The 22,938-nt window shown below is 47.6% G+C and carries 18 protein-coding genes and 1 pseudogene; 8 read left to right on the top strand and 11 right to left on the bottom strand.

The genetic code is table 11. From position 1 onward, the window contains the following. Window positions 1–963: pseudogene (locus tag L4C36_RS20775) on the top strand (ATPase); the annotation flags it as partial. Continuing rightward, complete coding sequence (locus L4C36_RS20770) at window positions 945–1,247, top strand: YkgJ family cysteine cluster protein (RefSeq protein WP_428479711.1); 303 nt, start codon at window positions 945–947, stop codon at window positions 1,245–1,247. The pseudogene L4C36_RS20775 and the gene L4C36_RS20770, both read left to right, overlap by 19 nt. 58 nt (window positions 1,248–1,305) lie before the next feature. Here L4C36_RS20770 and L4C36_RS20765 read toward each other — a convergent pair whose 3' ends face one another. From L4C36_RS20765 to L4C36_RS20740, 6 genes are all read right to left on the bottom strand, one after another. Then, window positions 1,306–2,037, bottom strand: a complete 732-nt coding sequence (locus L4C36_RS20765) for an endonuclease (protein ID WP_428479710.1) — start codon at window positions 2,035–2,037, stop codon at window positions 1,306–1,308. Between the two features lie 230 nt (window positions 2,038–2,267). Then, a complete protein-coding gene (locus tag L4C36_RS20760; protein WP_428479709.1) occupies window positions 2,268–2,930 on the bottom strand; it encodes a DUF4145 domain-containing protein in 663 nt (220 codons plus the stop codon). 1,355 nt (window positions 2,931–4,285) lie between these two features. Next, window positions 4,286–4,804: a hypothetical protein gene (locus tag L4C36_RS20755; protein ID WP_428479708.1), complete on the bottom strand. Its 519-nt coding sequence runs from the start codon at window positions 4,802–4,804 to the stop codon at window positions 4,286–4,288. A 281-nt stretch (window positions 4,805–5,085) separates the two neighbouring features. Continuing rightward, entirely contained in the window at window positions 5,086–8,505 is a 3,420-nt protein-coding gene (locus L4C36_RS20750; RefSeq protein ID WP_428479707.1) for a DEAD/DEAH box helicase family protein, read from the bottom strand. 12 nt (window positions 8,506–8,517) lie between these two features. Continuing rightward, on the bottom strand, window positions 8,518–9,594 hold the full coding sequence (locus L4C36_RS20745; protein WP_428479706.1) for a hypothetical protein: 1,077 nt from the start codon (window positions 9,592–9,594) through the stop codon (window positions 8,518–8,520). Beyond that, window positions 9,587–9,769, bottom strand: coding sequence for a hypothetical protein (locus tag L4C36_RS20740; RefSeq protein WP_428479705.1), 183 nt, complete (start codon window positions 9,767–9,769; stop codon window positions 9,587–9,589). The genes L4C36_RS20745 and L4C36_RS20740 overlap by 8 nt, the downstream gene beginning before the upstream one ends. Before the next feature lie 247 nt (window positions 9,770–10,016). Here L4C36_RS20740 and L4C36_RS20735 point away from each other — a divergent pair, with 247 nt between their 5' ends. Both L4C36_RS20735 and L4C36_RS20730 read left to right on the top strand, forming a co-directional pair. Beyond that, window positions 10,017–11,189: a ParA family protein gene (locus L4C36_RS20735; RefSeq protein WP_428479704.1), complete on the top strand. Its 1,173-nt coding sequence runs from the start codon at window positions 10,017–10,019 to the stop codon at window positions 11,187–11,189. Further along, complete coding sequence (locus L4C36_RS20730; protein ID WP_428479703.1) at window positions 11,189–12,226, top strand: ParB family protein; 1,038 nt, start codon at window positions 11,189–11,191, stop codon at window positions 12,224–12,226. The genes L4C36_RS20735 and L4C36_RS20730 overlap by 1 nt, the downstream gene beginning before the upstream one ends. 140 nt (window positions 12,227–12,366) lie before the next feature. On the opposite strand, the gene L4C36_RS20725 is transcribed toward L4C36_RS20730, so the two are convergent. Then, on the bottom strand, window positions 12,367–13,503 hold the full coding sequence (locus L4C36_RS20725; RefSeq protein ID WP_428479702.1) for a hypothetical protein: 1,137 nt from the start codon (window positions 13,501–13,503) through the stop codon (window positions 12,367–12,369). Between the two features lie 1,458 nt (window positions 13,504–14,961). On the opposite strand from L4C36_RS20725, the gene L4C36_RS20720 reads away from it, so the two are divergent. Next, the gene (locus tag L4C36_RS20720; protein ID WP_428479701.1) at window positions 14,962–15,900 is read left to right on the top strand and encodes a coiled-coil domain-containing protein; all 939 of its coding nucleotides are present in this window, start codon (window positions 14,962–14,964) and stop codon (window positions 15,898–15,900) included. 375 nt (window positions 15,901–16,275) lie between these two features. Beyond that, window positions 16,276–17,625: an RNA-guided endonuclease InsQ/TnpB family protein gene (locus tag L4C36_RS20715; RefSeq protein ID WP_428479700.1), complete on the top strand. Its 1,350-nt coding sequence runs from the start codon at window positions 16,276–16,278 to the stop codon at window positions 17,623–17,625. Window positions 17,626–17,858: 233 nt separating this feature from the next. On the opposite strand, the gene L4C36_RS20710 is transcribed toward L4C36_RS20715, so the two are convergent. The 3 genes from L4C36_RS20710 to L4C36_RS20700 all read right to left on the bottom strand — a co-directional run bounded on the left by L4C36_RS20710 (window position 17,859) and on the right by L4C36_RS20700 (window position 19,099). Beyond that, window positions 17,859–18,137, bottom strand: a complete 279-nt coding sequence (locus L4C36_RS20710) for a hypothetical protein (RefSeq protein WP_428479699.1) — start codon at window positions 18,135–18,137, stop codon at window positions 17,859–17,861. A 2-nt stretch (window positions 18,138–18,139) separates the two neighbouring features. Then, window positions 18,140–18,373 carry a helix-turn-helix transcriptional regulator gene (locus tag L4C36_RS20705; protein WP_428479698.1) on the bottom strand — a complete coding sequence of 78 codons (234 nt, stop codon included), beginning with the start codon at window positions 18,371–18,373 and terminating at the stop codon, window positions 18,140–18,142. 108 nt (window positions 18,374–18,481) lie between these two features. Continuing rightward, window positions 18,482–19,099: a recombinase family protein gene (locus L4C36_RS20700; protein ID WP_428479697.1), complete on the bottom strand. Its 618-nt coding sequence runs from the start codon at window positions 19,097–19,099 to the stop codon at window positions 18,482–18,484. Window positions 19,100–19,938: 839 nt separating this feature from the next. Between L4C36_RS20700 and L4C36_RS20695 the strand changes: the two genes are divergently transcribed. Further along, a complete protein-coding gene (locus L4C36_RS20695; RefSeq protein WP_428479696.1) occupies window positions 19,939–20,760 on the top strand; it encodes a TIR domain-containing protein in 822 nt (273 codons plus the stop codon). Between the two features lie 368 nt (window positions 20,761–21,128). On the opposite strand, the gene L4C36_RS20690 is transcribed toward L4C36_RS20695, so the two are convergent. Beyond that, window positions 21,129–21,824 (bottom strand): hypothetical protein, encoded by a 696-nt coding sequence (locus L4C36_RS20690; protein ID WP_428479695.1) that lies wholly within the window; start codon window positions 21,822–21,824, stop codon window positions 21,129–21,131. Between the two features lie 473 nt (window positions 21,825–22,297). Here L4C36_RS20690 and L4C36_RS20685 point away from each other — a divergent pair. Continuing rightward, window positions 22,298–22,938: helix-turn-helix transcriptional regulator (locus L4C36_RS20685; protein ID WP_428479694.1), on the top strand; the 641-nt coding region annotated here is incomplete at its 3' end.

The following is a 22,938-nucleotide window of genomic DNA, read 5'->3' as shown; positions in this document are numbered from 1 at the left end:
GAGGAAATGCTAAAGGTGGATGCTCAAGCTCGCGAGCACTACAACCAGCAGATCAATAGTGCGTATTACACCAGTAGTAAATTTCTGAAAAGCACGGGATATGAATCAGCTAAGGCTGGGATCAAAATGGGGGTTCGCCAGGCCGTGGGGGTACTACTGGCAGAAGTTTGGTTTGAACTGAAAGAACATGTGCCTGCTCTGTTCAAAGATGCGCAAGACAATTTTACGTTGGAGCTGTTTTTAGCGCGGGTTAAATCTTTGGCGAAAGATATTTGGTCGCGTATCAAACTGCGCTTTAAAGATGCACTAGAAGAGTTTAAAAATGGTGCTATGGCTGGCGCGCTATCTAGCCTTACCACCACGATTGGAAATATTTTTTTTACGACGCAGAAATTGTTGAGCCGATTGATTCGTGAAACCTGGTCAAGCTTGGTGTCTGCCGCGAAGCTGTTGTTCTTAAATCCCAACAAACTGTCTGCTGGCGATCTAGCTAGAGAGGTTACACGTATCCTCTCTACCGGTGTTGCTGTTGCTATGGGCGTTATCTTAAACGGCCATCTGGCCAACGTGATGACATTCCCCTTTGGTACTGAAATCGCAGCTGTGTTAAGTGCTATTGCGACTGGCTTAATGACGCTGGGGATCACTTATTTCCTCGACCATAGCGAGATTATGCAGAAGGTTTGGGGTTTTCTGAATCAGTACAAGTCTGAGGCGAAGCGCACGCTTGAATACTTCCAGAGTGTGAATCAGGAGTTGGATAGGTTCTTGATCGAATTGTCGTCCTTGGAATTTAACTTGTCTGCTTCAGAGATTAGTCAATTCACGGATAGTTTAGAGTCGTTTACTTGTGAGTATGAACGGTGTTTTGTTCTTGCTAAAGAAGTGGAACGTCGAAATATCCCCCTGCCGTTTGAGGCTGGAAATGTTGAGAGCGCACGAAGTTGGCTGAAAAACCTTTGATTGATTTATCTCAATTACTCTTTCCATGCAATGGGTGTGGAAAGTGTTGTGCGAACGTTCATTTGTCAGAACAAACACGGTATCTGGATCGAGGTGACGGGATTTGTCGTCACCTCAATACAACGTCTAAACAATGCCAAATATATGAAGAGCGGCCAGATATTTGTCGGGTCGCAGTGCAGTTTGAACGGCACTATGCCGCGAAGTTTACTTGGGAGGAATTCGTTTCGTTGAATTTGGCCATTTGTGATCAGTTACCTGACAGGATTACTAAAGTCGAATAATGGCGTTGGTAAAACTCAAAGTGATGAGTTTTACGCACCTCTTTTCTAGATAGTGTCGTCAATTTTTTAGGTTGTCACAGCGTGTTTTGAGCACAGTGTTTACGTTGCCCTGTAGTTTTTCGATCCGCTTTGCTCGTTTGCATTCCCACGCACTCACGGGATACTGCTTGTCCCAGGCCGTCATTAACTGACGCTGCGCCTTGCTCATGCTGTACCGTGAATATGTTTGATCCATATAGAGATATGTACGAGCAATTCGACCGCGTGCGGCAACTGGGGGTTCAGCTTTTCGGCTCTCTATTTTCATTTCACAAGAGCCAAAATCTGACGATTCGCCAGACAACATAGTGAAATTGTAATTGCTTCGCATTGCGTTGACAGATCCAATCGCGGGGTACAAGTTATACAAGTCTGACTGCATTAAGCGGTATTCTTTGCTGGCTTTATTTGCACAACGACGGCCTGTATACGCATTTCCTTTGTTGTTTACGCATTGAGCATCTCCTTCGCGCCACTCAATAAAAGTTCGACCAAAGTTTTCAGCGGGCACCACATGTTCCCACTCAACTCGTTTTGAACGCTTCACATGCTTATCTGACTTATACCCAGACGGTAACGTGATGTTTTTCTTCGCATCGAAACTAGCAGCACAATACAACGTCTCTCGATGGTCAAAATAGACGTTTTTTTCTAGTAATTTCTTAGCTTTGCTAAAGGACTCAATATTTTCGTTCGCGGCTGAAGTACTAAAAGTCGTGAGCACAGCGGTGATAATGAATATTCTTTTCATACAGGAAAATTATCCTTATTTTCTTTGAGTATGGCTTCTGGTTGTCACGCAGATTCGTCACAGTCATCCATTCAGTGTGGCTGTGACGAATCTGCCTTGGCAAGCAGGTCACTCTTTAGTGATAGAGTGCTAGCGCTAAAAGAAAAGACCGCCATGAGCGACCTTCACGTGGTTCGGTTTACAGGTATTATGTTTAATCAGAACACAGAGAATCGACTTAACCCACATTGTTAAGCATTACTTCTAGACTTTTGATCTTTCTCTTCAGCGCTTTTTCTTGGTCCTTCTGGCGTTAATTGATACAGAGCCTCTAGCTCTTGGGGTTCTGAAATACCTTTTTTGACGATAAAGTTAAGCAAATCAAACATTTTTGATGCTACAGAATCAAAGTCTTCATCATTCATCTCACCGGGATGAACTGCGTTGTTTCCCGTGATCCTTACTGTATCAGCAACCTTTACAACTAAAGGTGGTAAAACGTTACTTGCAGCTAAGTTTCGAATATCTTGATTTATATTTTCGCCTTTCTCTCCAAGGTGTTTGCATAATTTTTGCAGAGCCAAACGCAATAAAGCAGCCGCACCACGTGGTGATCTTGAGAAAATGCTAGCCGCTTCGAGATAATCGGTTTTTACATCCTCTGGCATATCTACTTCTGGTTGTGGGGCAGAGTTCACGTCAGGAAATATCATAAAACCATCAGTTATCGAGAAACCACTAAACTCAGTACCTTTCCAAATTGAATTTTCTTCACAACACGAACAAGTAGCCTGCACAGTTCGAGTCGCTGTATGTCCTCCACCAATTAAGCGATCCCATGTCATATGGGAATATGCTCCACAAAATGGGCAATGAAATGATTTTCCACCAAAGCTTGGAGCTACATACTTCATCGATTTCTCCTATTCTCTTGTAGTGCTTAACATTATATTTACATGTGTCAACTTATTCTATCAAACACTTACAGATAGAAGTTACAAAACCCTTCCCAAATCCTGTTCCGTTCGTTAAGTGTCATTACGTTAAATAGGCTGCTTTTTGTTCATAAAATCAGTGGGTAGTTCAGGAAAATAATAGGGATAAGGGGCGCTAGGCTAGGTGTTATGGGTGACCGAAAAATGTGACATAGTGACAAGAACATCACTCTCGAGCGGATACAAAAAAGGCCGCCTAAGGCGACCTTTCCGTGAACGTTGCATCGAGATAAGCGGTCCCAAATTCACGTCGTTTTAAAAGCTGGACAGCTAATAACACAAGATGATTGTAAGTCACGACTTGCATGAATAGCAAATCATATTATGCAAGCGTGATAACCACTGTCTAGATTATCGGATATTGTTGACGTATACTTATCGCCGTGTGTGATTAGTTGTGTATGAAGCCGACGAACATTTCTTACTAATTTAGCCAATATAATTGGCATAACCAAATGAGTGAGTGATGATGGATATGTATTTTTGGGTTTGTTTTTTGCAACCCTGCATATCAGGAGACTTCAATTTAAATTGAAGGCTCACCCCCGAGAAGTCGATAAGACTACTTAGGCATTAATGTCCTGAACTAGGGATTAAGCACCCCGAAAGCCCTTCATCGGAGGCTGGACAGCTAATAACACAATGGCAAACACTCACGTCAGGCAAGGTAAAGGGCCGCTGGGTAGTCTGGTTCTCCACCTGTTGGAGGGCATGGTATGCTTATAGACACGTTGAAGCTTCTGGTAGTTTTTTTACCCGTGGTGATTTTCATTTTGGAAAAAGCGTAAAGTAGATCCGGAACTGGCTAGGGGGGGCTCCCTCGCCAGTTCAAATTTTCAAACTCTTTTCTTTCCCCGTGGTTCGTTATCTTTCCCTATGTATCCAAGCGAATTAACGAATGCTTTAGTCACCATACTATTCAATGCTGTAATAATACGATCGCCAAAATTCCTGTTTTTTAGTGCGTTAAGTTCCCATTATGTTAAATGGATTAGTTTGGCACTAAAAACACCCTTTTCAGCCCATCAGAAGCGCATACAGCTCATAACTAGATCTAACCCAAGCACTATACAGCCATAAACACGATTGAAAGTTTGTGACGTTTTCTGAGCGACTTAATATGGTGTTAACCTTTGTTTGAAACTGTGAGTAAACCATGATTTATCGTGTTTTCAGTGAGGTTGATCAGAAACTAGAGGGACGTCACAAACACTGGATGCAAGTGAATCCACGTCGCAAAAACGACGTGGATCATAGAGAGTGAGTTAATTGTTTTAGTGATTCTGCTTGCTTGGTAAAGGGCTCGCGTTCTCTGCTTCTGCAGCTACCTCTGCCAGAATGAAGGCGAGAGGGTTATCGCTAGCCCCTGACAGCTCAACCTTTGATTTCGGGTCCCACGGGTTATCGGTTTCACCAAACACCGAACCACCCAGAACTCGCAGCAGTGATTCCTGAGCGCGAACGTTGCCCGGCAGTGTCTTTTTGAACTGGACGATAGAACCGTCCGACAGTACCTTCTCCTCGACCACTTTGTGTTCGGTTGCTGATAGCAGCATTTGACTGGCTACTTCGGACAGTAGCGACTTTCCGGCACGGTCAATGGCGATGTCGAACTCGGGATATTTCTCGCGCCACTTCTTGATGGTGTTATGAGAAACGCCGAAATAGCGGCTCAATGCGTAGTTGCTCGTGCAGCCGATCAGCACGGCCTGGCGCGCCTCATCAACAAATGAATCACGCCAAACAGTTTTTGGCTGACGGCCACCGTTCGGTGGCGATTTCCCTTCGTCCATATTGCACCTCCTGTGCGATTCATCTCCGCCAACCGGCGGCATGTGGTCATTGTAACACGTGACGGTGTAACGCGAAGTGTCACACCACTTAATCTTCGCCATTGCAGCCTTTCACGCCTTGTCCTGCCTGAGTTGTCGGTGCTCAGGCAGGGTTCATATTGTCTTTGCGGTTGTGCCCTATCCTCGTCACCCCTGAACCGCTCGTTTTTCATCGCCCCCATCGCCTGACGGCTGGGGCTCGTAAAACGGCGGACGCCTGCGAGGTGATTGCTGTGTTGGGTTTAATTAACCAGCACTGGTGTGTGATTCATGGCTGACTTCGGGAGTGAGTGGCTGATTTTCATCTCGGCCAGCATGGCTTCAACGACGCCCGAGTCTGCCAGCAAAACAGGTAGCAACAGGTCGAAAACATCAGCAATAGACTGGCCTGACCCTTTAGTTTGTTGATCTTCATGAACAAAAACGACCTTGTTCACCTTGGTCGCACCAATTTGGGAACATTTTCGGCGATTACCCCCTGTGGATAGGGGGTAATTGCGTTTTGTGTTCCCAAATTCTGCATCCATACACCACCCAGCTCTGGTTAATTGCTCCTCATCTGTGACACGCGCCAACACGTCCGCCGTGGCGGTGATTTCCACAGTGCCATCGCGGCGAACCGTCACCTCGAATCCCGAGGCGTCCGTCCAGCATTTGCGGGTAACGGTGCCGAACAGTGGAGCTGCCGAAATCTCCGACTGAATCCGCTGTGCAATGGCTTTACGCTTAGCCATTGCGATTAACGCCGCTGCTTTCTCCCCGTCCACGGTGTTGATGCCACGGTTGCTCGATACTGGAATTCCGCATTGATTGAGCAGTCGGCGGATCAGTGTTCCACCCCATGAGCCGTCCTTCGGCTTGGTGTTTACTACCAGAACGTTACCATCGATGAGCTGGTAAGCCTCGTAGGGTGCAGGCAGTTTTCGGCTGATTCCTTCAATCAACGGGCCCGGATTGAATCCGCGCGCCTTGGCGATGGCTGCCGCTTTTGATTGGCTGATAACCGCAGCATTCTCTTTAATTGGTGCGCCGTGGGTGCGAGTCCATTTTTTCCTGCTCGACTCTAGGCCGGAGTCAAACGCGCCCAGTACGTGCAGGGCGTTAAGTTGAGCCGGATTGTTGAGGCTGGCCAGAAGGAACTCCGTCCCCACCTTGCTTGTCAGTTCAATGTCCTCCCCCTGAGTCGCCAGCTCCCACCAATCAGGGAAACCCGCAGATGTCATGAGTGCATCAACCGCATTTCTGGTTAGTGTCTCGGTACTGCTGAGTAAGTGCGCCTGAATCGCCCCCACAGAGGCTCCTGTAGCGCAAGACAGCCACAGCCTAGTGTTGGCGTCGGAATCACTCACGGCGCCATACACGGCTGCGTTGAAACGTTCTGCGGCATAAGTGTCTTCTGTCGAGCGAGTGCTGTTCCTGTCGATGAGCTGTTTGTACTCCTGCAACGTGATTTTCTGGCTATTCATGACTGCGTTCGTTCGGTACGATCGGTCAATGACCACACCTGAATCGCTCTCGTCCTCACTGTTGGGTAGCGCTGTAGGATCGACGGTAAAGATCCCCCAACCCTCTGCCTCTGCCTGATACGCAAAGCATTTGAGCTGGTTCTTTGTGGATTCGTCCGCCAGTTCGCGCCGGTGCGCACGGACGGCCATATAAAGCGCGCCGTGGCTGTGGTTTGCTGCGGCCAAGGTGATTTTTCGCTCCTGTTCAGGGTCTACCGGTGCTTTCTCCATGTTTGGCGATAATCCGCCGAACACATGCACTATGTTGGTTTTTCGGAATCGAAACATCATCTGTTTTAGGTAGCTCGCCGGGATCACGCCGTTACCGACGACAATGCCGCGCGTGAAATTGGGCGATGTCCAGCTCACGCCGGAGGTGATGCTGGGCGAGTAGATAACCGCGCTGGAATACTCAGGTGGGCGTTTTCCATCTATCAGTTCGCGAACATCTTGATCACCTGTTGTGTCGGCATTAATCAAACAGGTAAATAGGCCGCGCGGCTTTAGACTGTCATTGATCGCTGTGGATAGGTTTTTGCTATCTGTGGCAACGAAAAAACGTTCTGTCTCGCAGTGGGCCTGCTCGGCCAATAGCCTCTTGTCGCCCTGCTTACCGAGCTGCGCCGCCAACTGCTTCTGGTTTTTCCCACTGCGATGAAAAATAATCTGCTTGCTGCGCTCGTGGTTTGGTAGAAGGCATTCCGGATGAGTGATTTTAAACGTGCCCGTGCAGCCCACTGTGCCGGTGTACTGTTTGATTAATTCAATCGTGCGGCTCTCCATGTCGGCGTCCAACGCGATAAACGTTGTTGATTTGTCGGCCATGACATCCGCCAGCAAGTTAAATGTGGGCAATGGTTCCAGAACCCTGTCCTTGTCGCCCCCGCTCTCCATTAGCCCGAAAATGTTATCCAACACCTGAGCGAACTCATCCACGATCACCACCTTGGATCTTTTGACGAACTCGGCAATGAGCTGCTTAGTGATTGAATTAACGCAAACGACCAGCACGCGCGGGTTCCCGAATGCGGGGGTGCGATAATCCCATACTTTGCCCTCATGCGATGGCGAGTGGCGATTGATGAACGCATTCACGCGAGCGAAAATATTCTCAATCAGTGTTATACGATGAACAATTACGGTGATGTATTGCCCGTTATCCAATCCGGCCTGAATGGCTGGCAGCAGAACGCCGTCGGTTTTTGATCCGGAGTTGTGGACATGGCCGTTAACCTCCGCATTGTAGACGCCGCCCATTGGGGCCGATAAAAACACATTGCAGATCCCCGCCTCGCCGTCCGTTCGGATTGATGGCATCGCCGTATCAATGACCGTGGAAACGTGTTGGATCTCGGTGTAATCGTAGGTCAGTTGGGTGCAGCGAATTGCATTATCCCGCTGCTTCTCGATAATATTCGTCTCTACGTACGCCTTCATCGCCTTCTCCCACTCGCTATCCCCGATACCATCAAACACCTGCCAACGTCCGAGATTGTGTGGATGCTGGGTGGCACGTTTGCTGACGGCCATGTACGCCAGTGCCATTTTCACTAGCTCCTCGCCGTACTGGTGCTGGTTGAATGCCTCAACAGCGCGCAGCCAACTGGCGTTGCATTCATGCGGTAGGACGGTGAAGGCGATGGCCATCGCATCGTACACGTCGAGGTAAGACGGCAATGCATTGCTGCCATCGGCTTGGCTCTGGTACGAGGCTTTGCACATCCGGCGCAGGGCTTGGGTGAACTGATAGACAAAATCATCAATCACGGCATCTTTGCCCACGTTAACCGTCTCGCCGTTGTTGATGCGCTCTGCCGTGGCTTGAATGTCAGAAAGGCGTTTGATTTCTCCCGACATTGCAGAAATTTCACCTTTCAGCGTGGCCTTCTCATCTAGTGCCGATTGACGTTTTTTCTCCGCCTCTGCACGTTTGGCTGGGTTGCCTGATTTTGATTTACGCGGCGACTTGACGGATTTTTTCTTGGCCTTCAACTTGGCTGCGTGTTTGTTTTTGTCATTCATCAACCATTGGATGGACTCGTCGCTACCTAGATCTGCGGTAAGCTGGAGAGTGTGTTCATCGGCTGCGTCCAGCAGCGTTTCGATGACGTTTGCGGCTGTCCGAATTAAATCGGCAGGGAAATAATCATGTTCCATAAGATTCCTTCTTCATGGGTAGTTGGAATTAACCAGCGCTGTGGGTGTGTGTTTATTTTTGATGGCGTACAGGTAGCGGTTTTTGGCCTCCAACGTGTAGCCATCGGGTAAGCGGTAATTGCGGGCAAACTCCGTGCTCGCTCTGGCCACGTCTGCGGGTGATCGATGATTCAGACCGAGTCCATGCACCATCCACACGTCAAACATGTCATGCGGCAGGCCATCGGCCAGTAGGTCGCTGGTATGGCGAGAGAAGTACGCGCCAGCCGGTCGGCGTAGGTGCGAAATGATCGCCCCAGGTACTCCTGATTCACTGGTTGGGGGGAGCAGCCGGCTACCCATCCGTTTAATGCCGCAATGGCTGATGATTGCGTCCCAGTTGTTGACCTGATTAAACACGCTAATAGGATCGCGGGACTCGTCCACAGACAGATCGTAATGGCGCGCCGGTGCCGTTGGATGTTTAGGTGCTGTGGGTTCGTCACTAGAGGTAACTGCGTTTAATGCGCCCGCCTCTAGTGCGAAACGGGAACGTTCGGGGTCGAGCGCCTGCCCGTCTGAAAATGTCACCGTGTAACACTCGGCATTGCAGGCGGATAACGTGGGCATGTAGCTGATCTGGTTCGGACTCAGTGTGCATGAATCCGCATCGAGCAAAACCATTAGCGCACGTTGCAATGGAAACCATTCTGCTCCCCCCACAGTTCTGGCTAATTCAATCACCACGCGATGACGGCGAGCATTCACAGTAGACGATAGCGTGTCGTAAATGACGAACGACTCCACGCCCAAATCCAGCAGAACGTTTGCCACGTCCGACGGGTCGAGATTGCCATCATCAATATCAGCAACTAACAGGCCGAAATTCCCGGACGCCTCCACGTCATCCTTTCGTTTTGTCCGGCAATCGTTCGGCATGAACCAATGCGCCATTGGTTTGACCGGACGGGTACTGTTCCCCTCACCCAATGCGACGTGAGATAAGTCAGTGGGGTTATGCGCCAACCCCACGAGGCCGGAATACGTCCATTGACCGAATTTCCTCGGGTCGCTCTCACCGTGCGAGGCGCCGCAAGTGAACTTAAACATCGACCTCACCGTTGAGCCACTTCATGAACGGTGAGGTGCGCCATCCAATGATGCGGCCCGTGTCTGGGTATCGCATAGGTTGTGGCATGGCTACACGGGCCGCGCGATCTTTTACGGTTGTGGTGTGAACGCCCAACAGCTTGTCCACCGCCGATAATGTCAGAATGGTTTCCATGTTCAAGCCTCGTTAATCCATTAAATCGAGCGGATGCTAGAGGTTTCATTGATGGATTAGCAACTACTTCTAACGCATTATAACTAAGTAATGCTGTAACTTTGACACCGCTCACCAAACCAAATAAGCATCAATGTTCATGATTTATTCCCTACTATCATTTACCTCCTCAATTGAACCAAATTATGTTGATGGTACTGATTTTTGGTTTAAAGTAGCTGTTATTAGAAAGCGAGGAGCTACTAGAATGAACGGAGTCAACGCGACCCACGACGAAATTAATCTGCTAAAACAACGTGCCGACAGCTACATCAGCAACCGGAATGCGTTCTACAAAAAAGACGAGCGCCTATACACTCGTCAAGAGGCCGTTGATTACCTGCAAATTAGCAAAGGCACTCTTGACACCCACATCAAGAGCCTTGGTTTTAACGTAAAGAAACGCGAAGGAATGCAATGGTCACTCAGTATCTCAGAGCTATACAACTTCGAGAGCCAGTTACCTGACAACCTCCGTAAACACTCCAAATTCAAACGCCAACCACACCAGAAGTGTCAGGTTGTCATGATGCAAAACCAGAAAGGCGGCGTGGGTAAAACAGTAACAGCAGCTACCGTAGCATCTTGCCTCAGCGCCGAATTCCCCGAGCAAATGCGCATTGGCCTAATCGACCTCGATGGGCAATCGACCCTCAGTATGTACTACGCCGTTAACGCTCAACGCGATGGTGCGTTCTCTGTTGGCGATCTAGTAATGGGGAACTATGAGCTGGACGAAGGAGAAACGTTTGAGCAACTAGCAGGTGATGCGTTCCTACCAACGACAATCCCAAACCTCCGCATTCTCCCTGCCCTACAGTCAGATCGTTCTATCGAGAGCTGGTTCCACCTTAAGCACACCAAGCTGGATAATCCGTATGGGCAGGTTCAGAAGATCATTCAGGCTGTTGAAGATGACTTTGACATCATCATTATCGACACGCCGCCATCGTTATCCTTCATGACTTACAACGGCTATTTCGCAGCAACCAGCATCGTGTTCCCGTTAGCGGCCAACGAGAACGACATTGATGCAACCTGCAATTATTTTGCAAACCTGCCAGCTGTCTGGGCACTGCTAGAGAACGCAGGCCACCCGGGTTATGACTTCATGCGTCTGTTGGTGACGAACTACCGACAAACGACATCTAACACGGCACTGATGAATCAGCTATCTCGAACATTCAGCGAATGGTTGTACTCTGGCCAATTCAAACATTCGGAAGCTATTCAGCTCTGCACGTCGATGCTATCAACCGTGTTTGATCTAACTGCCAGCGAATACCCGAAAGCGAAAAAGACACTCAACGATGCTCGCATTAATGCATTTGAAGTGAGCAGTCAGATTTACCGTGACATCTACAATGTGTGGAGCAAGTGATGGCGAGAAAAAAACAGGTCATGGGACTGACCGACAATCAACCAGGTGCGGAAGAAGCGAATCGAAAACTGGCAGAAGAAAAGCTGGCAGCTCTACCTGCACAACTTGAAAAAGACTTGGCCTTAACGGGTGGAGACATTGGCGCCTACCTGCGTGATTCATTCGGTATAAATGCGCAGTCGAAAACCGTTGAATGGACACTGGCATCTGGGAAAAAGGTACTTTTTACAGAGGCGCGCCTGACCTACGAACAGGTAAAGAACGACACCGTGGTTGAGTTTGAGGTGAATGGTCGAGATCAAGATTTCCTCAACGCTCAGAATCTTTCTGACCTTTCGACGATGGATTACCAGCAGTTCTATCCAACCATTGCCTGCCGTAAGAGCGGGAAAATAAGCATTCTCGATGGTTCGCGCCGTCGTGGTTACTTCCTCAGCCGGAACGGGAAGGTCGAAACCTTCACTGCTCTGATCGCAGAGGGTGACATCGAAATCTCAGACGCTAAAGCACTGGCTAAATCCTTACAGTCTGCGAGAGAGCACAATTTGCTTGAGGTAGGTAAACGCTGCGATCTTTACCGACAGGCCGGCTTAAAAACACAGGCTGAAATAGCTCTGGCGATGGGGGTTTCCCGCGTGAAGGTTGTCCGCGCCATGCAGGCCGCCACTATCAGCAATGGCATTTACCAACTGTTCGATGACATCAACGAACTGACAGTCAGAGACTATTCCGAACTGAGCAAGATCAATGACCAACTGGCCGAGCGAGAAGATCGTGGTGCCTTATTGGATAGCATTGAAGGGGGTGAGGTTGAGGCTGTCATGCTTGCGTTACGTGATGCAGTCCGAGCGCCGAAACAGGCAAGCCCCCGTGCTGAAGTGACGCATTTGGTCGAGTTTACCGATAAGAACAAATACGCCCGCAAACGCGTGAAGGACCGTGATGTGAGTTACGAGTTCAGCAGATTAACTGCCGCACAACAAAAGCATATTGATACCGTCATTGCTCAGGCCATGAGCGAACTATTCTCGGAATAACGGCGTGAACACAGTGAACATTCTTGGAGTGTTCACTGTGAACATTTGGGCAAAACAAAAGTCAAACCACTGTTTTTAAACGTTTTTAGTCACGTTCACCGTTGGGGAATATTGGTAAAAAAATTAACCAGGGCTGTGTATCACTCTTTCATCAACAACGCAGCCTCACCCATCCCCGCCTCGTTGAACTGGATGACCATGCTGATTTTCCCGACCCTGACGCCGAATTTCAGCGCTTCCATTTCCTGTTCGGGGGTGAATAGCTTCTCGATATTGGCTTCCAGAACATCCAACATTTCCTGCGTGATATTGCCCTGCTCAATATGGGGGACGCCAAACTGGTACAGGTCAACAAGCTGTTTGATGATCCGGTAGTCCAGATCGCCCTCGACCAGAATGCTGACAAGCTCTTCGACACCTAAAGCATCTGGGTCGTTGTAGATAACCGTAAATTTAATGACATCACTACGAAGCAACTTCCCCCGCTTCTTAGCTGTAACCTTTACCCCGCTACCAATCAGTTCCCACACGCCTTCGCTCTTTTCAGCGATGAGTTTCAGTGGACGGGTTAGGTTTACCATGATGAAGTTGCTCCTGTTATTTATGGCCCCTTCATCAATACCGCACTGGTCGATCAAATCGCCAACTGTGCATGAAAATGCCTGCTCACTCCCTTTAAATCGGCTAATACGATCCAAGATGTGGCTAGCCATTACGCTGTTCAGCGTCATTTGGAGCCGCATATCAACGAAACTACGGTTATTCATGAATCGTTCGTCTTGCAAAATTGCAGCTACGGTTTGCGTCGTCTCCAAACGAACTCTATCCGTTTCTGGGTCGTAAGACGGGTTCGGTAGTAAAATCAGCCCATCTTCGGCTGTAATGATGCTTGAATTGCTGACCATGCACTCAATTTTTCGGATTTCAGAAAAGTGTTCTTGGATTCGCAGTTTAGGCAGGTGCTTGTTAGCCCCTCTCATCATGACAGTATTGCCATCCGCATCCTTAACATGCGCCTTCAGCGCCTTTTTTGATACGCGCATGGATGTCGCAAATTCGTCTAGCGACATATCAAACGAGGTTTTGATGCCATCAAAAGCCGCGATCGGGTCGTCCTTGCTAAAGTCGGGCTTGAAATCACTACTCATTAACCACTGCTTCAGTCGAAGCGTCACCAAGTGAACCGCCTTAATCTGAACGGGGGTGATGTTTTTTGGCCACTTCATTAGAACCATGTTGTGCGGTTTTGCTAACTCAAACCTTTCCTTCTCTTTCATTATGGGCAGCTCTCTGGGTACAGTTTATGCCAATTCCAATACACTAACACACAGATGGTGTAGGCGAAACAGGACGAACAAAGAACCTTTAGGTCACTCAAAAAACAACCACAGCGAAGAGCAGGGACTGCACAAACTGTATGTGATAGCTGCACAAACTGTATGTGATAGCTGCACAAACTGTATGTGATAGCTGCACAAACTGTATGTGATAATTCCGCGCAGCCCAGTAAGGACGCGGCTTCCAGAGGATCTCTTTAGCTCTTATTTTAGCGATCTATTTAGCTTTTTCCTTACCCATGTTACCCACAGCGCTCGTTCCTCGCACTATGGATAACATGGGCAATCTCTGATTTAGCAACACTGCGTTGTGGATAACTCGCTCCGCTAGAGTTAACCCACAGCCAGTGCAAAATCGCCTCCGGCCAATAGACAAAGGTTTTTGAATTTTGAAATCTGTAAGCGGGGATCTGGGGAGTGTGGCGTTAACTTCTAGGGAGTACCCAGCCGCGCTACACCAAATGCAAATCCACTCTCAAACTAGGACTTGTTTAGGCTCAAATCGCTACACCTTTAAATCAATCAATTTATGCGCGCGCGATTGAAGCGATTAAAGCGATTAAAGCGATCTACGTATATCCCAAATCCGTTCCGAATTTGCACCATAACGGAATATTGTTTTTATTTTCTCAGAGGAAATCCAATCGAGCTAGGTAGGAGGTAATGGCTACCCTCAACATCCTACCCCCGTAGATCTTTAGCTACTACGTTAGCCTTAGGGGTAGCAGGGGATCGCCATTCCAGCAGAATCTGAAATCAACCATTCCACTAACCGACAAAACCCGCAGGAATCCACCTAAATCGCCCGCTACGACGTTTTCTCACTACAAGACCAACAACCAAAGCCAGAAATAGAATCATCCGCTTAGAATGCGATTTAGGGCGCCTTACAGGGGGAGGTAACCAGCTCAGGTGTGCGCTGGAATGCCTGAACCGTGGGTAGTATCTTATGGTTCGTGTCCACGAAACGACAAAAACTGTCCACGGCTCAGAATCGGACTGGTTAGCAGCAAAATCAGGCCCTACAGCACTGGTTAAACCAATTCACAGCAAACACCACACCCAGAGGTCAAACGCAGAGGCGCCTATAAACCCCGTGGTGGGACTTTCACCCTGACAGGCCAATAGGATGGGCTGTGAGCGGAGATCGTTCTCCAGAGGGCGATACAGAACGCTTTTATTGCTTGGCAAGATCTCCTTTCGGCGGGTCAACTCTCAGAATGCTGCTGGTTAGAGCACAAATCGCTACGCCCAAAATGTTGCCACATACCTCACATTCTCAACATGTAATCACAAAAAACAAACGCTGTTTGTTCGGTAAACACTGTTCACATTCTGCGTCTCGACTTATAATCAACACTTATCAGATCCCCACGAATGACAAACGACGAGGCACCCATGACCACAGGCTCAATTCAGGAACGTGTAAACGAAATTTGCACCCAGTTATACGGCAACGGTGAGAAAATCTCCGTGCGCATCGTTCTGAGCATGTTACCGGACGTATCCAGCACAGCCACGGTTCACAAGTACGTGACGGCGTGGAAAAACGAGGTCATGGCCAATGAACGTTCGCTGTATGAAAAATTGGGGTTTTCCAATGAGTTCACACAGATGTTCATGCGCGAGATCAGTCGGTTCAGTGCGGAGGCCGAAATGCGTTACAAGGGCATAGCAGAAGATGCCGCAGAGCAACGCGATCAAGCAGTTAGCTCCCTTGGCATGGCGGAAGACCGTTTGGCTAAGCAGAACGCCGTGGTGGAGCAGCAGGCAAAACAGATCGCCGAACTTGAGAAGGAATTGATGGCTGTCCGTCAGCAGGCTGCTAACGACATTGACGCCAACAAACAGGCCAATGCGGCTGTGACCGACGAACTGCGTAAGAAACTGGAAGGCGTGGAAGTAGACAAGAAGGCATTGGCAGATACGGCCGAAACCCTGCGCACGGAGCTAGCTAAGGCGCAGATCCTTGTTGAGCAGGCAGCAGAGGCCAAAGTTGAACGAAATGAAGTTTTGGCCAAGTTGGAGAAATTGCAAACCGAACACAACGCCCAAGCGACCGAGCTGGCGAAAGTGACTGCTGAACTGACCGGCGCGCAAAACCTATTGTCTGAGCGTGGCGATTCTATTCAGGCGTTGCGAGCGCAGGAGTCAAAGGCCAGCAAGAAATCCGAGCAGCTAGAAACACAGTTGGAAGCGCAGCAGGTGGTGACTAAAGAGTTAGCGCAGAAAGTGACGGCGTTACAGCGTGAAAATGGGTACTTAAGTGAACGACATGCTGAGCGTGAGCGCTACATCAAGGCGCTGGAAACTGATCCGGCTAAAAGTGAAAATTAACTAGCACTGGGTGGCGGGTACCCCTCTTACTGCCTACGCTTAATGTGCCTAGTTTGAGGCAGGGCGGGAAACCGCACTATGTTTGTTGAAATTAGCAAACAGGCGTAGCCAATGTATTGGCCGCCGGGTTGGGCGGGAAACGGCTCGACCATTCCGTACAATTCGTAGGATGATGCAAGTTGCTGATTACGTTGATGTTTCTCGTTAGGGTGTCATCCGCGTGTGCTCGGAGTGACTGATCACGGATCGCTTGGATCACTGCCTCCTGGTGTGTCATCCGCGTGTGCTCGGAGTGACTGATGCGGCGTTAACACTGAACCCCGCCCCGTCGGTGTCATCCGCGTGTGCTCGGAGTGACTGAACGGGAGGGGGAGTGTGGCTGTAATTGCATTTAAAACTAGGATCTATCCCAACGATGAAATCTCGCATCGGTTGAAGATTTACGCTGCGGCACGGCGTAAGGCGTATAATTTCGCGTTGGAGGAGATAAACGCCTATCTCGACGACCTCCAAGAAGGCGAAAAAATCCAACTAACCAAGTGGATTGGCGACACCGACAAACTGTTCAACCAGATGAAAAAAACAAAAGGCTCAACCGAGGGCCTTTCAGGTATTGGACTCGGAAAGTTCGTGTGGATTGCTGAAAACAGAGTGCCAAACTCTGTCGCGCAGGGGGCCATAAAAACTGACCTCAAAGCTGCATTCACACGCTTTTTCAAAAAACAGGGCAAACATCCTCGACCCGCTCGGTTCCGCGATGGCCAGCATTTCTCCTTATCAAACGTCCAACTCAAAACCACCGACATTGACCACAACCACGTTCGTATCATGCATTGCGGCGTGGTGCGCATGGCCGAGTCTATTTCCTACACTGTAACCAAACTCTGTCGAACCTCATTCAGTAAGCACGGTGAGCACTGGTATGTGTCGTTCAACATCGAGGTGCCTGATGAGGAATACTATCAACGAGTAGCGTCTGTTCGTTCTTCTGTGGTTGGGATCGACATTAATAGCGGAGTGATGGTGGCCGATTCAACGGGCAGAATGCGATTCGCGCCAGCTAAGCTCGCTCAGCTAGCCAAGCGGAAAGATGGCATTAACGCCAATATTTCCCGCATTGTGCATAAAAACCTGATGATCACCGTGGCCAAGTGCGACAAATGCTGCGATAAGGTTAAGGGAGTGGAAAGCAAAAAGCATCTCTGCAACGACTGTGCTGAAGTGTTTTACCCTCTTTCTCGCTCTCGTAAAATAAGAAAGATGCGTGAATCGTTGGCCCGTATTGCTCGGAAAGAGGCGAACATTCGCAAAAATATGATCGAGCAGGAAACGCTGTACTACTGCCAGACATACGATGAGATCAAACTAGAGCGCCTAGAGGTGCAGAGGATGACTCAATCTGCACCGAACAAGCGAAAAGAAGGCAAAGAACCAGGCACCACCAATGCGATAAGCGCCAAACGTAACCGCGCGTTCGTAGGTGTATCTCCGTACATGTTCCGGCATCGAATGGAAATGAAGGCGGAGAAATTGGGTTCGGTAGTGCGTCTTGTTAATCCCGCCTACACCTCCAAGATGTGCCATGAATGTGGCCATGTTTCCCCTGACAATCGCAATGGCCAGCGGTTTGTCTGTGTTGCCTGTGGCCATACCAATCATGCTGATCTGAATGCCGCGCTGAACATTCGGGATAAGCGGCCCCTAGACAAAACCCATACTCGATAGCCTCCACTTATCAAGAAAGTTTCTCAGTTTGAAAAATTGGTGAGATTTCGGGAGGAGGATCGATACAGTGGGGGGAGGGGCGATCCGTTTTGGGCCCCCCCTAGGGGCCTACCTCTCCCGAGTGCGTTGTTGTTGCGCTGTTGCGACGGCCAGTTGTTCCCGCTGTTAGCAGTTCTCGACCGCAGGATGAACACGCAAAACCAATAGGGGGGGGCACCATGTCTCCCCTACCCTCACCACGTTTTTTGCGCCTTGGCCGCCGCCTCTTTGTTGTCGTTGATGAAGTTCCAGCAAACTGCCTTGGAGGTGAGGATGCCCGCTGGTAGTGGGATTTTCAGAGTGGCGCCGATGCCTTTAGCAAATTTGACCTGCTTGGCCGTTGGTGGCTCATCAATGGGTTGTTGGGGTTTTGTCGCTGTATGTCCCTGATTGTTTAGTAGTGATTGCAGGTATTGGTCGGATAGTTGGATGGCGTGAACGCGGTCGCCCACGATTAGCTGGTAAGTGTTCATGATCATGCTTCCTTGCGCTTGATGATTAGGTCGATGACTAACTCTTGAATGTCATTGGCGATTGCCCCTTTGATACGAGCTGCCAAAAGTGCCTCGACTTCTGAACGTGGGAACGTGACGCGATGGCCGATGCGGATCGGTGGTGTCATTGTTCCGTCTTCAATCTGACGGGTGATTGTCGTTGTAGAGCAGCCCAGGATCTCGGCCACTTCCTTGATGCTTAACAGCTTGTCCATGTTTTCTCCTGATACAAAAAAGGCCCACCGGATTGGGTGAGCCTTGGATGACGCGCAAAAAAAAGCCTGCCGATTGGGCAGACTTCTGATTACGGTAATATCGTCGCATTAACTGTTGTCATTTGCAACATTGTCCACACTAATTAGCTTCTTGGCGCGCTGGACAGTCGATGGATTGCATTCAAGCTCTGCTGCCACCTTCCTTATACTCATGCCGCTTTCTAGTAATTCAATGATCTTGGCCGTTTTCTCTTGGTCACGTTGGCGCCCTTGGAACTTCTCAGCCCATAGCTCTGGATTTTGTTTGATGGCTTGGCGTCCAGCTTCCGCACTGGCGAGTCGATTCTTACGTTCTGCGGCGGCCATTGCGGTGATCATCGTGATTTGAATGTTGGTGATCATATCCGTCATGTCTTCGCCGGTGTATTCAAACGTTAGGTTCTGGTTGATTGTCTTGATGGTGACGCCTGCGTTCAGCAGCTCTCGGATTACCGTCTCGCTGTTATGGTAATCACGGCCTAGTCGGTCAATCCACCAAACCACAAGCGTGTCCCCTTTACGCAGCTTGTCGAGCAAGCGGCTGAGTTGGGGGCGTTCATTCGCGGGGATTGTGCCTGAGCAAATGTCGCGGTAAATCTCAATACTCGGGAACTGCTTGAGAATGTCGACCTCTTGGCTGTTGTCGGTTTGGGTCTGTGTGCTTACCCGTGTGTACGCGAATTCCATGCTATCTCCCTGTGTGCTTATGGTTGGCATGTGCTAAGTGTATCGTATGCATTGCGGGAAATAAACACCAAAAGCATACGCATTTGGGGGTGAATGACTGTGCGCTTATGGGTATAACCAAAAGCACGCCTTTTTTCTGTGAGTTAAGTGTCTGTTTTTTATGGGTGTTTAAACTATTATTTTATCGATTATTTTTGGCTTAAATTCTAAGGATAAGCTAATGGAAGAAAATGAAGGCCGAAATCATGAAGCAGAGGCTTTAGAGCGAGAGCTGAGAAATGAAAAAAGAAACCATCAGATGTAAATTTTTGCAATCTGGACGTGTATAAATCCATTTTTGATTGGGTCTATCTTCCCTTATGGGGAGTTCTCTTTTTGGATAGTCACATGGGTTGGTGTCGCTGTTGGATGGTTTGCCAGCAAAAAATTAGTTCCAGGCGTCGAGTGGTAGATTCATGGTAGGTGATTAGTTTGAGGGGGCTCAAATTCGATCTGATATTTATAACAATAGGGGTTAACTAATATGTGCCGTAACTGATGGATCATCCCTAGCTCATTTATGCCCCATTCAGCGTTACCAAAAGCAAATCACATCAGTCTAACTTCAAAAGTTTTCGATAGATTTCCCTATAGCAAAAGAGAGGAGGGTTGAAATACCCCATCTTGCTCTAGTTTCACGTTTGTGATTTTATGGGATATGATGAAGCAGATATAAAAAAAACAGATACTTACGTTGAATCATAGCGTTAAATAGATGCGTAAAAAATCCCAAAGTGCGTAGGTATACTAATTGATGCAATTGTTGGGTTAATGCAATGTTAACTTTCAAGAGAGAGAGAATGGATAAGCAAAAAGTTATTGAAAGTCTAAATCATTTCAAAGAGAGATTGACAGGCGAGGTTTTAGAAGCGTTTGAAGCTAGAGGTAAAGACTTTGGTGCTGAACGGTTTAATACGTGGCGTCGTAAATTTTCACAGTTTCTGGATGATAGTCTACCTGGTGAAACTTCAGTTCTGAATGCCAAGCTTACACATTTTTTTGGCTCCACGTTCAGGCGCGGTGAAAGTGATCTAGAGAGGTTCTGGCGTGAGGATGGTCAAACTATGTTGGCTTATATCGATAGTTTAATCATTGATGTTAGTAATGATGAATATGATTTTAGAGAGATAGAACGCGAAAAAGACGCAGTTGTTCAGGTAACTCAATCTGAAAAACCAAAGAACAAAGTCTTTATTGTTCATGGACACGATGGGGAGGCAAAAGAGCGGACTGCCCGCTTTATTGAGAAGCTTGGCTTTGATGCAATTATACTGCATGAGCAAGCGAGTCGTAGCATGACAATAATAGAGAAAATTGAGAACTACTCGAATGATGTGGGGTTCGGTATCGTTTTGTATACACCTGATGATATGGGAAATGTGAAAAATGAAGCCGAGGTCGGAAAGCTTAAATACAGAGCTAGGCAAAACGTAGTTTTTGAGCACGGTTTCCTTATAGGGAAAATAGGTCGAGAAAATGTAGCTCCTTTAGTAGAGGGAGCGATTGAATTACCCAACGATATAAGTGGCATTGTCTATATCAATGACAAGGACTGGCAACTTGATATTGCAAAGGAGATGAAGGCCGCTGGTTATGATATTGACTTTAATAAGTTGATGTAGATATAGATCTCAAAAAGGTAAGTGCGAAGTTTAAATTTACCTAAATGACGGAGAGAGAATGGGGTCAGAAAGGTACAATAAAAGAAAAAAGCTGTCTGCTATCTTTCCCCAATCTCAGCTTATCCAATCCTCAGAGATTTTAAAGCCATTTCTGTCCCTACTCGTGTCAGAACGACCGGTTCTGGCACGTTCATGCCCCAAAGTGTGCAGAAGCTCTCTCCATATCCTCTTCGATAAGCAATAATTTGACTAAGTTTTACTCATGCATTTGAAACGTCTTGAGGAGTGAAGGAATTTTCGATAGTGGTGTAAATAATATAGATTAAAAGGGTGACCAAGCACCCCCCTTTGTGTCTATGAGGAAGAACCTAAGCTATCTCTGCGGTGGACTCATAGTTTTTGATTGACCCATGCTCCAAAATTTTAAATGGGCGACAGTATTTTCGAGCATCAGGGACTTCAATAATCCATGGTTTAACTATGGTTGGTGGGAGCAGTGGTTGCCAAACACATCGGTTTTCTTTTTGCCACGAATACTTGTTTTCTTCCTTTGTGAAGGCTGGACTCTCCGTAACGTGTGGAGAATCGTAAGGTATTGGATCTGGTGTGTAGACTACATCCCTAAAGCCGTATTCTGATACACTGTTTATGATTACTTTTGTTATTTCTTGAAAGAAACCATGTGGATTGTAAATTTGATAGCAAGCGTCTGTCTTCTCCTCTAAATTCCAGCGCCGAAAGAGGCTGTCAGTGTACTCATTGCTAGTACAGAAAAGGAAGCCATTCCCACACCGTCTTGAAACTTGTAGGCTAATATCAGCAAGTGTGAACTGCCCATCACCCTCGATTTTAAATATTTCGTCTACGATTGGCTCAGGTTTCCCTCCTTGTACTTTTAATTCACCTTCAATTTGACGAATAACACCGTGTTGTCCTTCGCCAGTGTCACCTCTTGCTGTACCATGTGTGACGATATCATTGAAGTCTAAAATTGTTCCTAACCTTAAACATCCACGTTCAAAGAAATCATCCATAAACTGCTTTGCGACAAATTTATAAATCATTCAACCACCTAAGTATGATATTTCCCGTCTTTCTATTCTGATTGCTTTTTATTAATATGAAAATACTTAATAGTGGTTTAACTTGTTAAAGCACAAGTCGATCTACCAACTTTGTCATACTTCAGGTCACTCATGTATTTGCATGATTCATGCAAATACTCTAACGCGTTTCTGTCCAAATGTGTGTTTAAACAAGGTCGCCGAAGTGACCCCGACTAGCTGGACGGTCATTTAAAATCACAGACTTTATGCGAAGTTATTACGAAACTTCCGCTAGGCAAGCTACTGTCAGTATCCAGCGTTGCCTTTTTCCTTCTCCATTCACATGGATAAATCTGATCCTTGTCTTATTTCTACTCGTCTATGTCGCATCGATTTGCAGCGTCACAAAATGTCGCAGACTCAGGTAGCATTGTTGTAACGCAGAGTGGACTGCAAAGTAAGAAGCTGGACAATTAAAGGTTAATTGTCCGGTGGTTATTTTTTATTTTCTGAGTGGTGTGATTTTGACGAGCAAAAAGAATATGCATGAGTCGCTGATTCTTGCCTTTGAAATATTAAAACGGATCCCTCGTCATAAGAAAGTTACCGCGCCAGAATTGCACATGCAGCTTCAGGAAATAGGCATTGAAAGAAGCATTAGGACAATACAACGTAACTTAGAAATGCTCACTGAGCATTTTGAGATCAACAGGGACATTCGCTCCAAACCGTACGGCTACTCTTGGCGAAAAATTAATCATGGTTTAAGTGCTAATTACTTAACGACGCAAGAATCCTTGTTGCTCAGCTTTGCGGAACAATATCTTAAACAGGTTCTTCCCAGCAATATTTTGAATTCGCTGGAATCCTATTTTGATGAAGCTCGGTATAACTTGGAGCACGATCCTACCAATATGAAAGCTAATAATTGGCGAAATAAAATTCGCGTGGTCAGTGAAAGCATGCCACTACTTGCACCTAAAGTGGACCCAAAGGTGCTGAGTCTAATTAGCGAAGGATTGTATGAAGATAGGCTGATCACGGTTGAATATGACAACGCTGAACATAAAACGCAGATGGCGACAATCATGCCATTAGGGTTAGCTCAACAGGGGGTACGGTTGTACTTAGT

Source organism: Photobacterium japonica (assembly GCF_050337005.1).
Taxonomy (GTDB): domain Bacteria; phylum Pseudomonadota; class Gammaproteobacteria; order Enterobacterales; family Vibrionaceae; genus Photobacterium; species Photobacterium japonica.
Note: the sequence above shows the minus strand (reverse complement) of the source record. Positions and strands in the feature narration are given on the sequence as shown.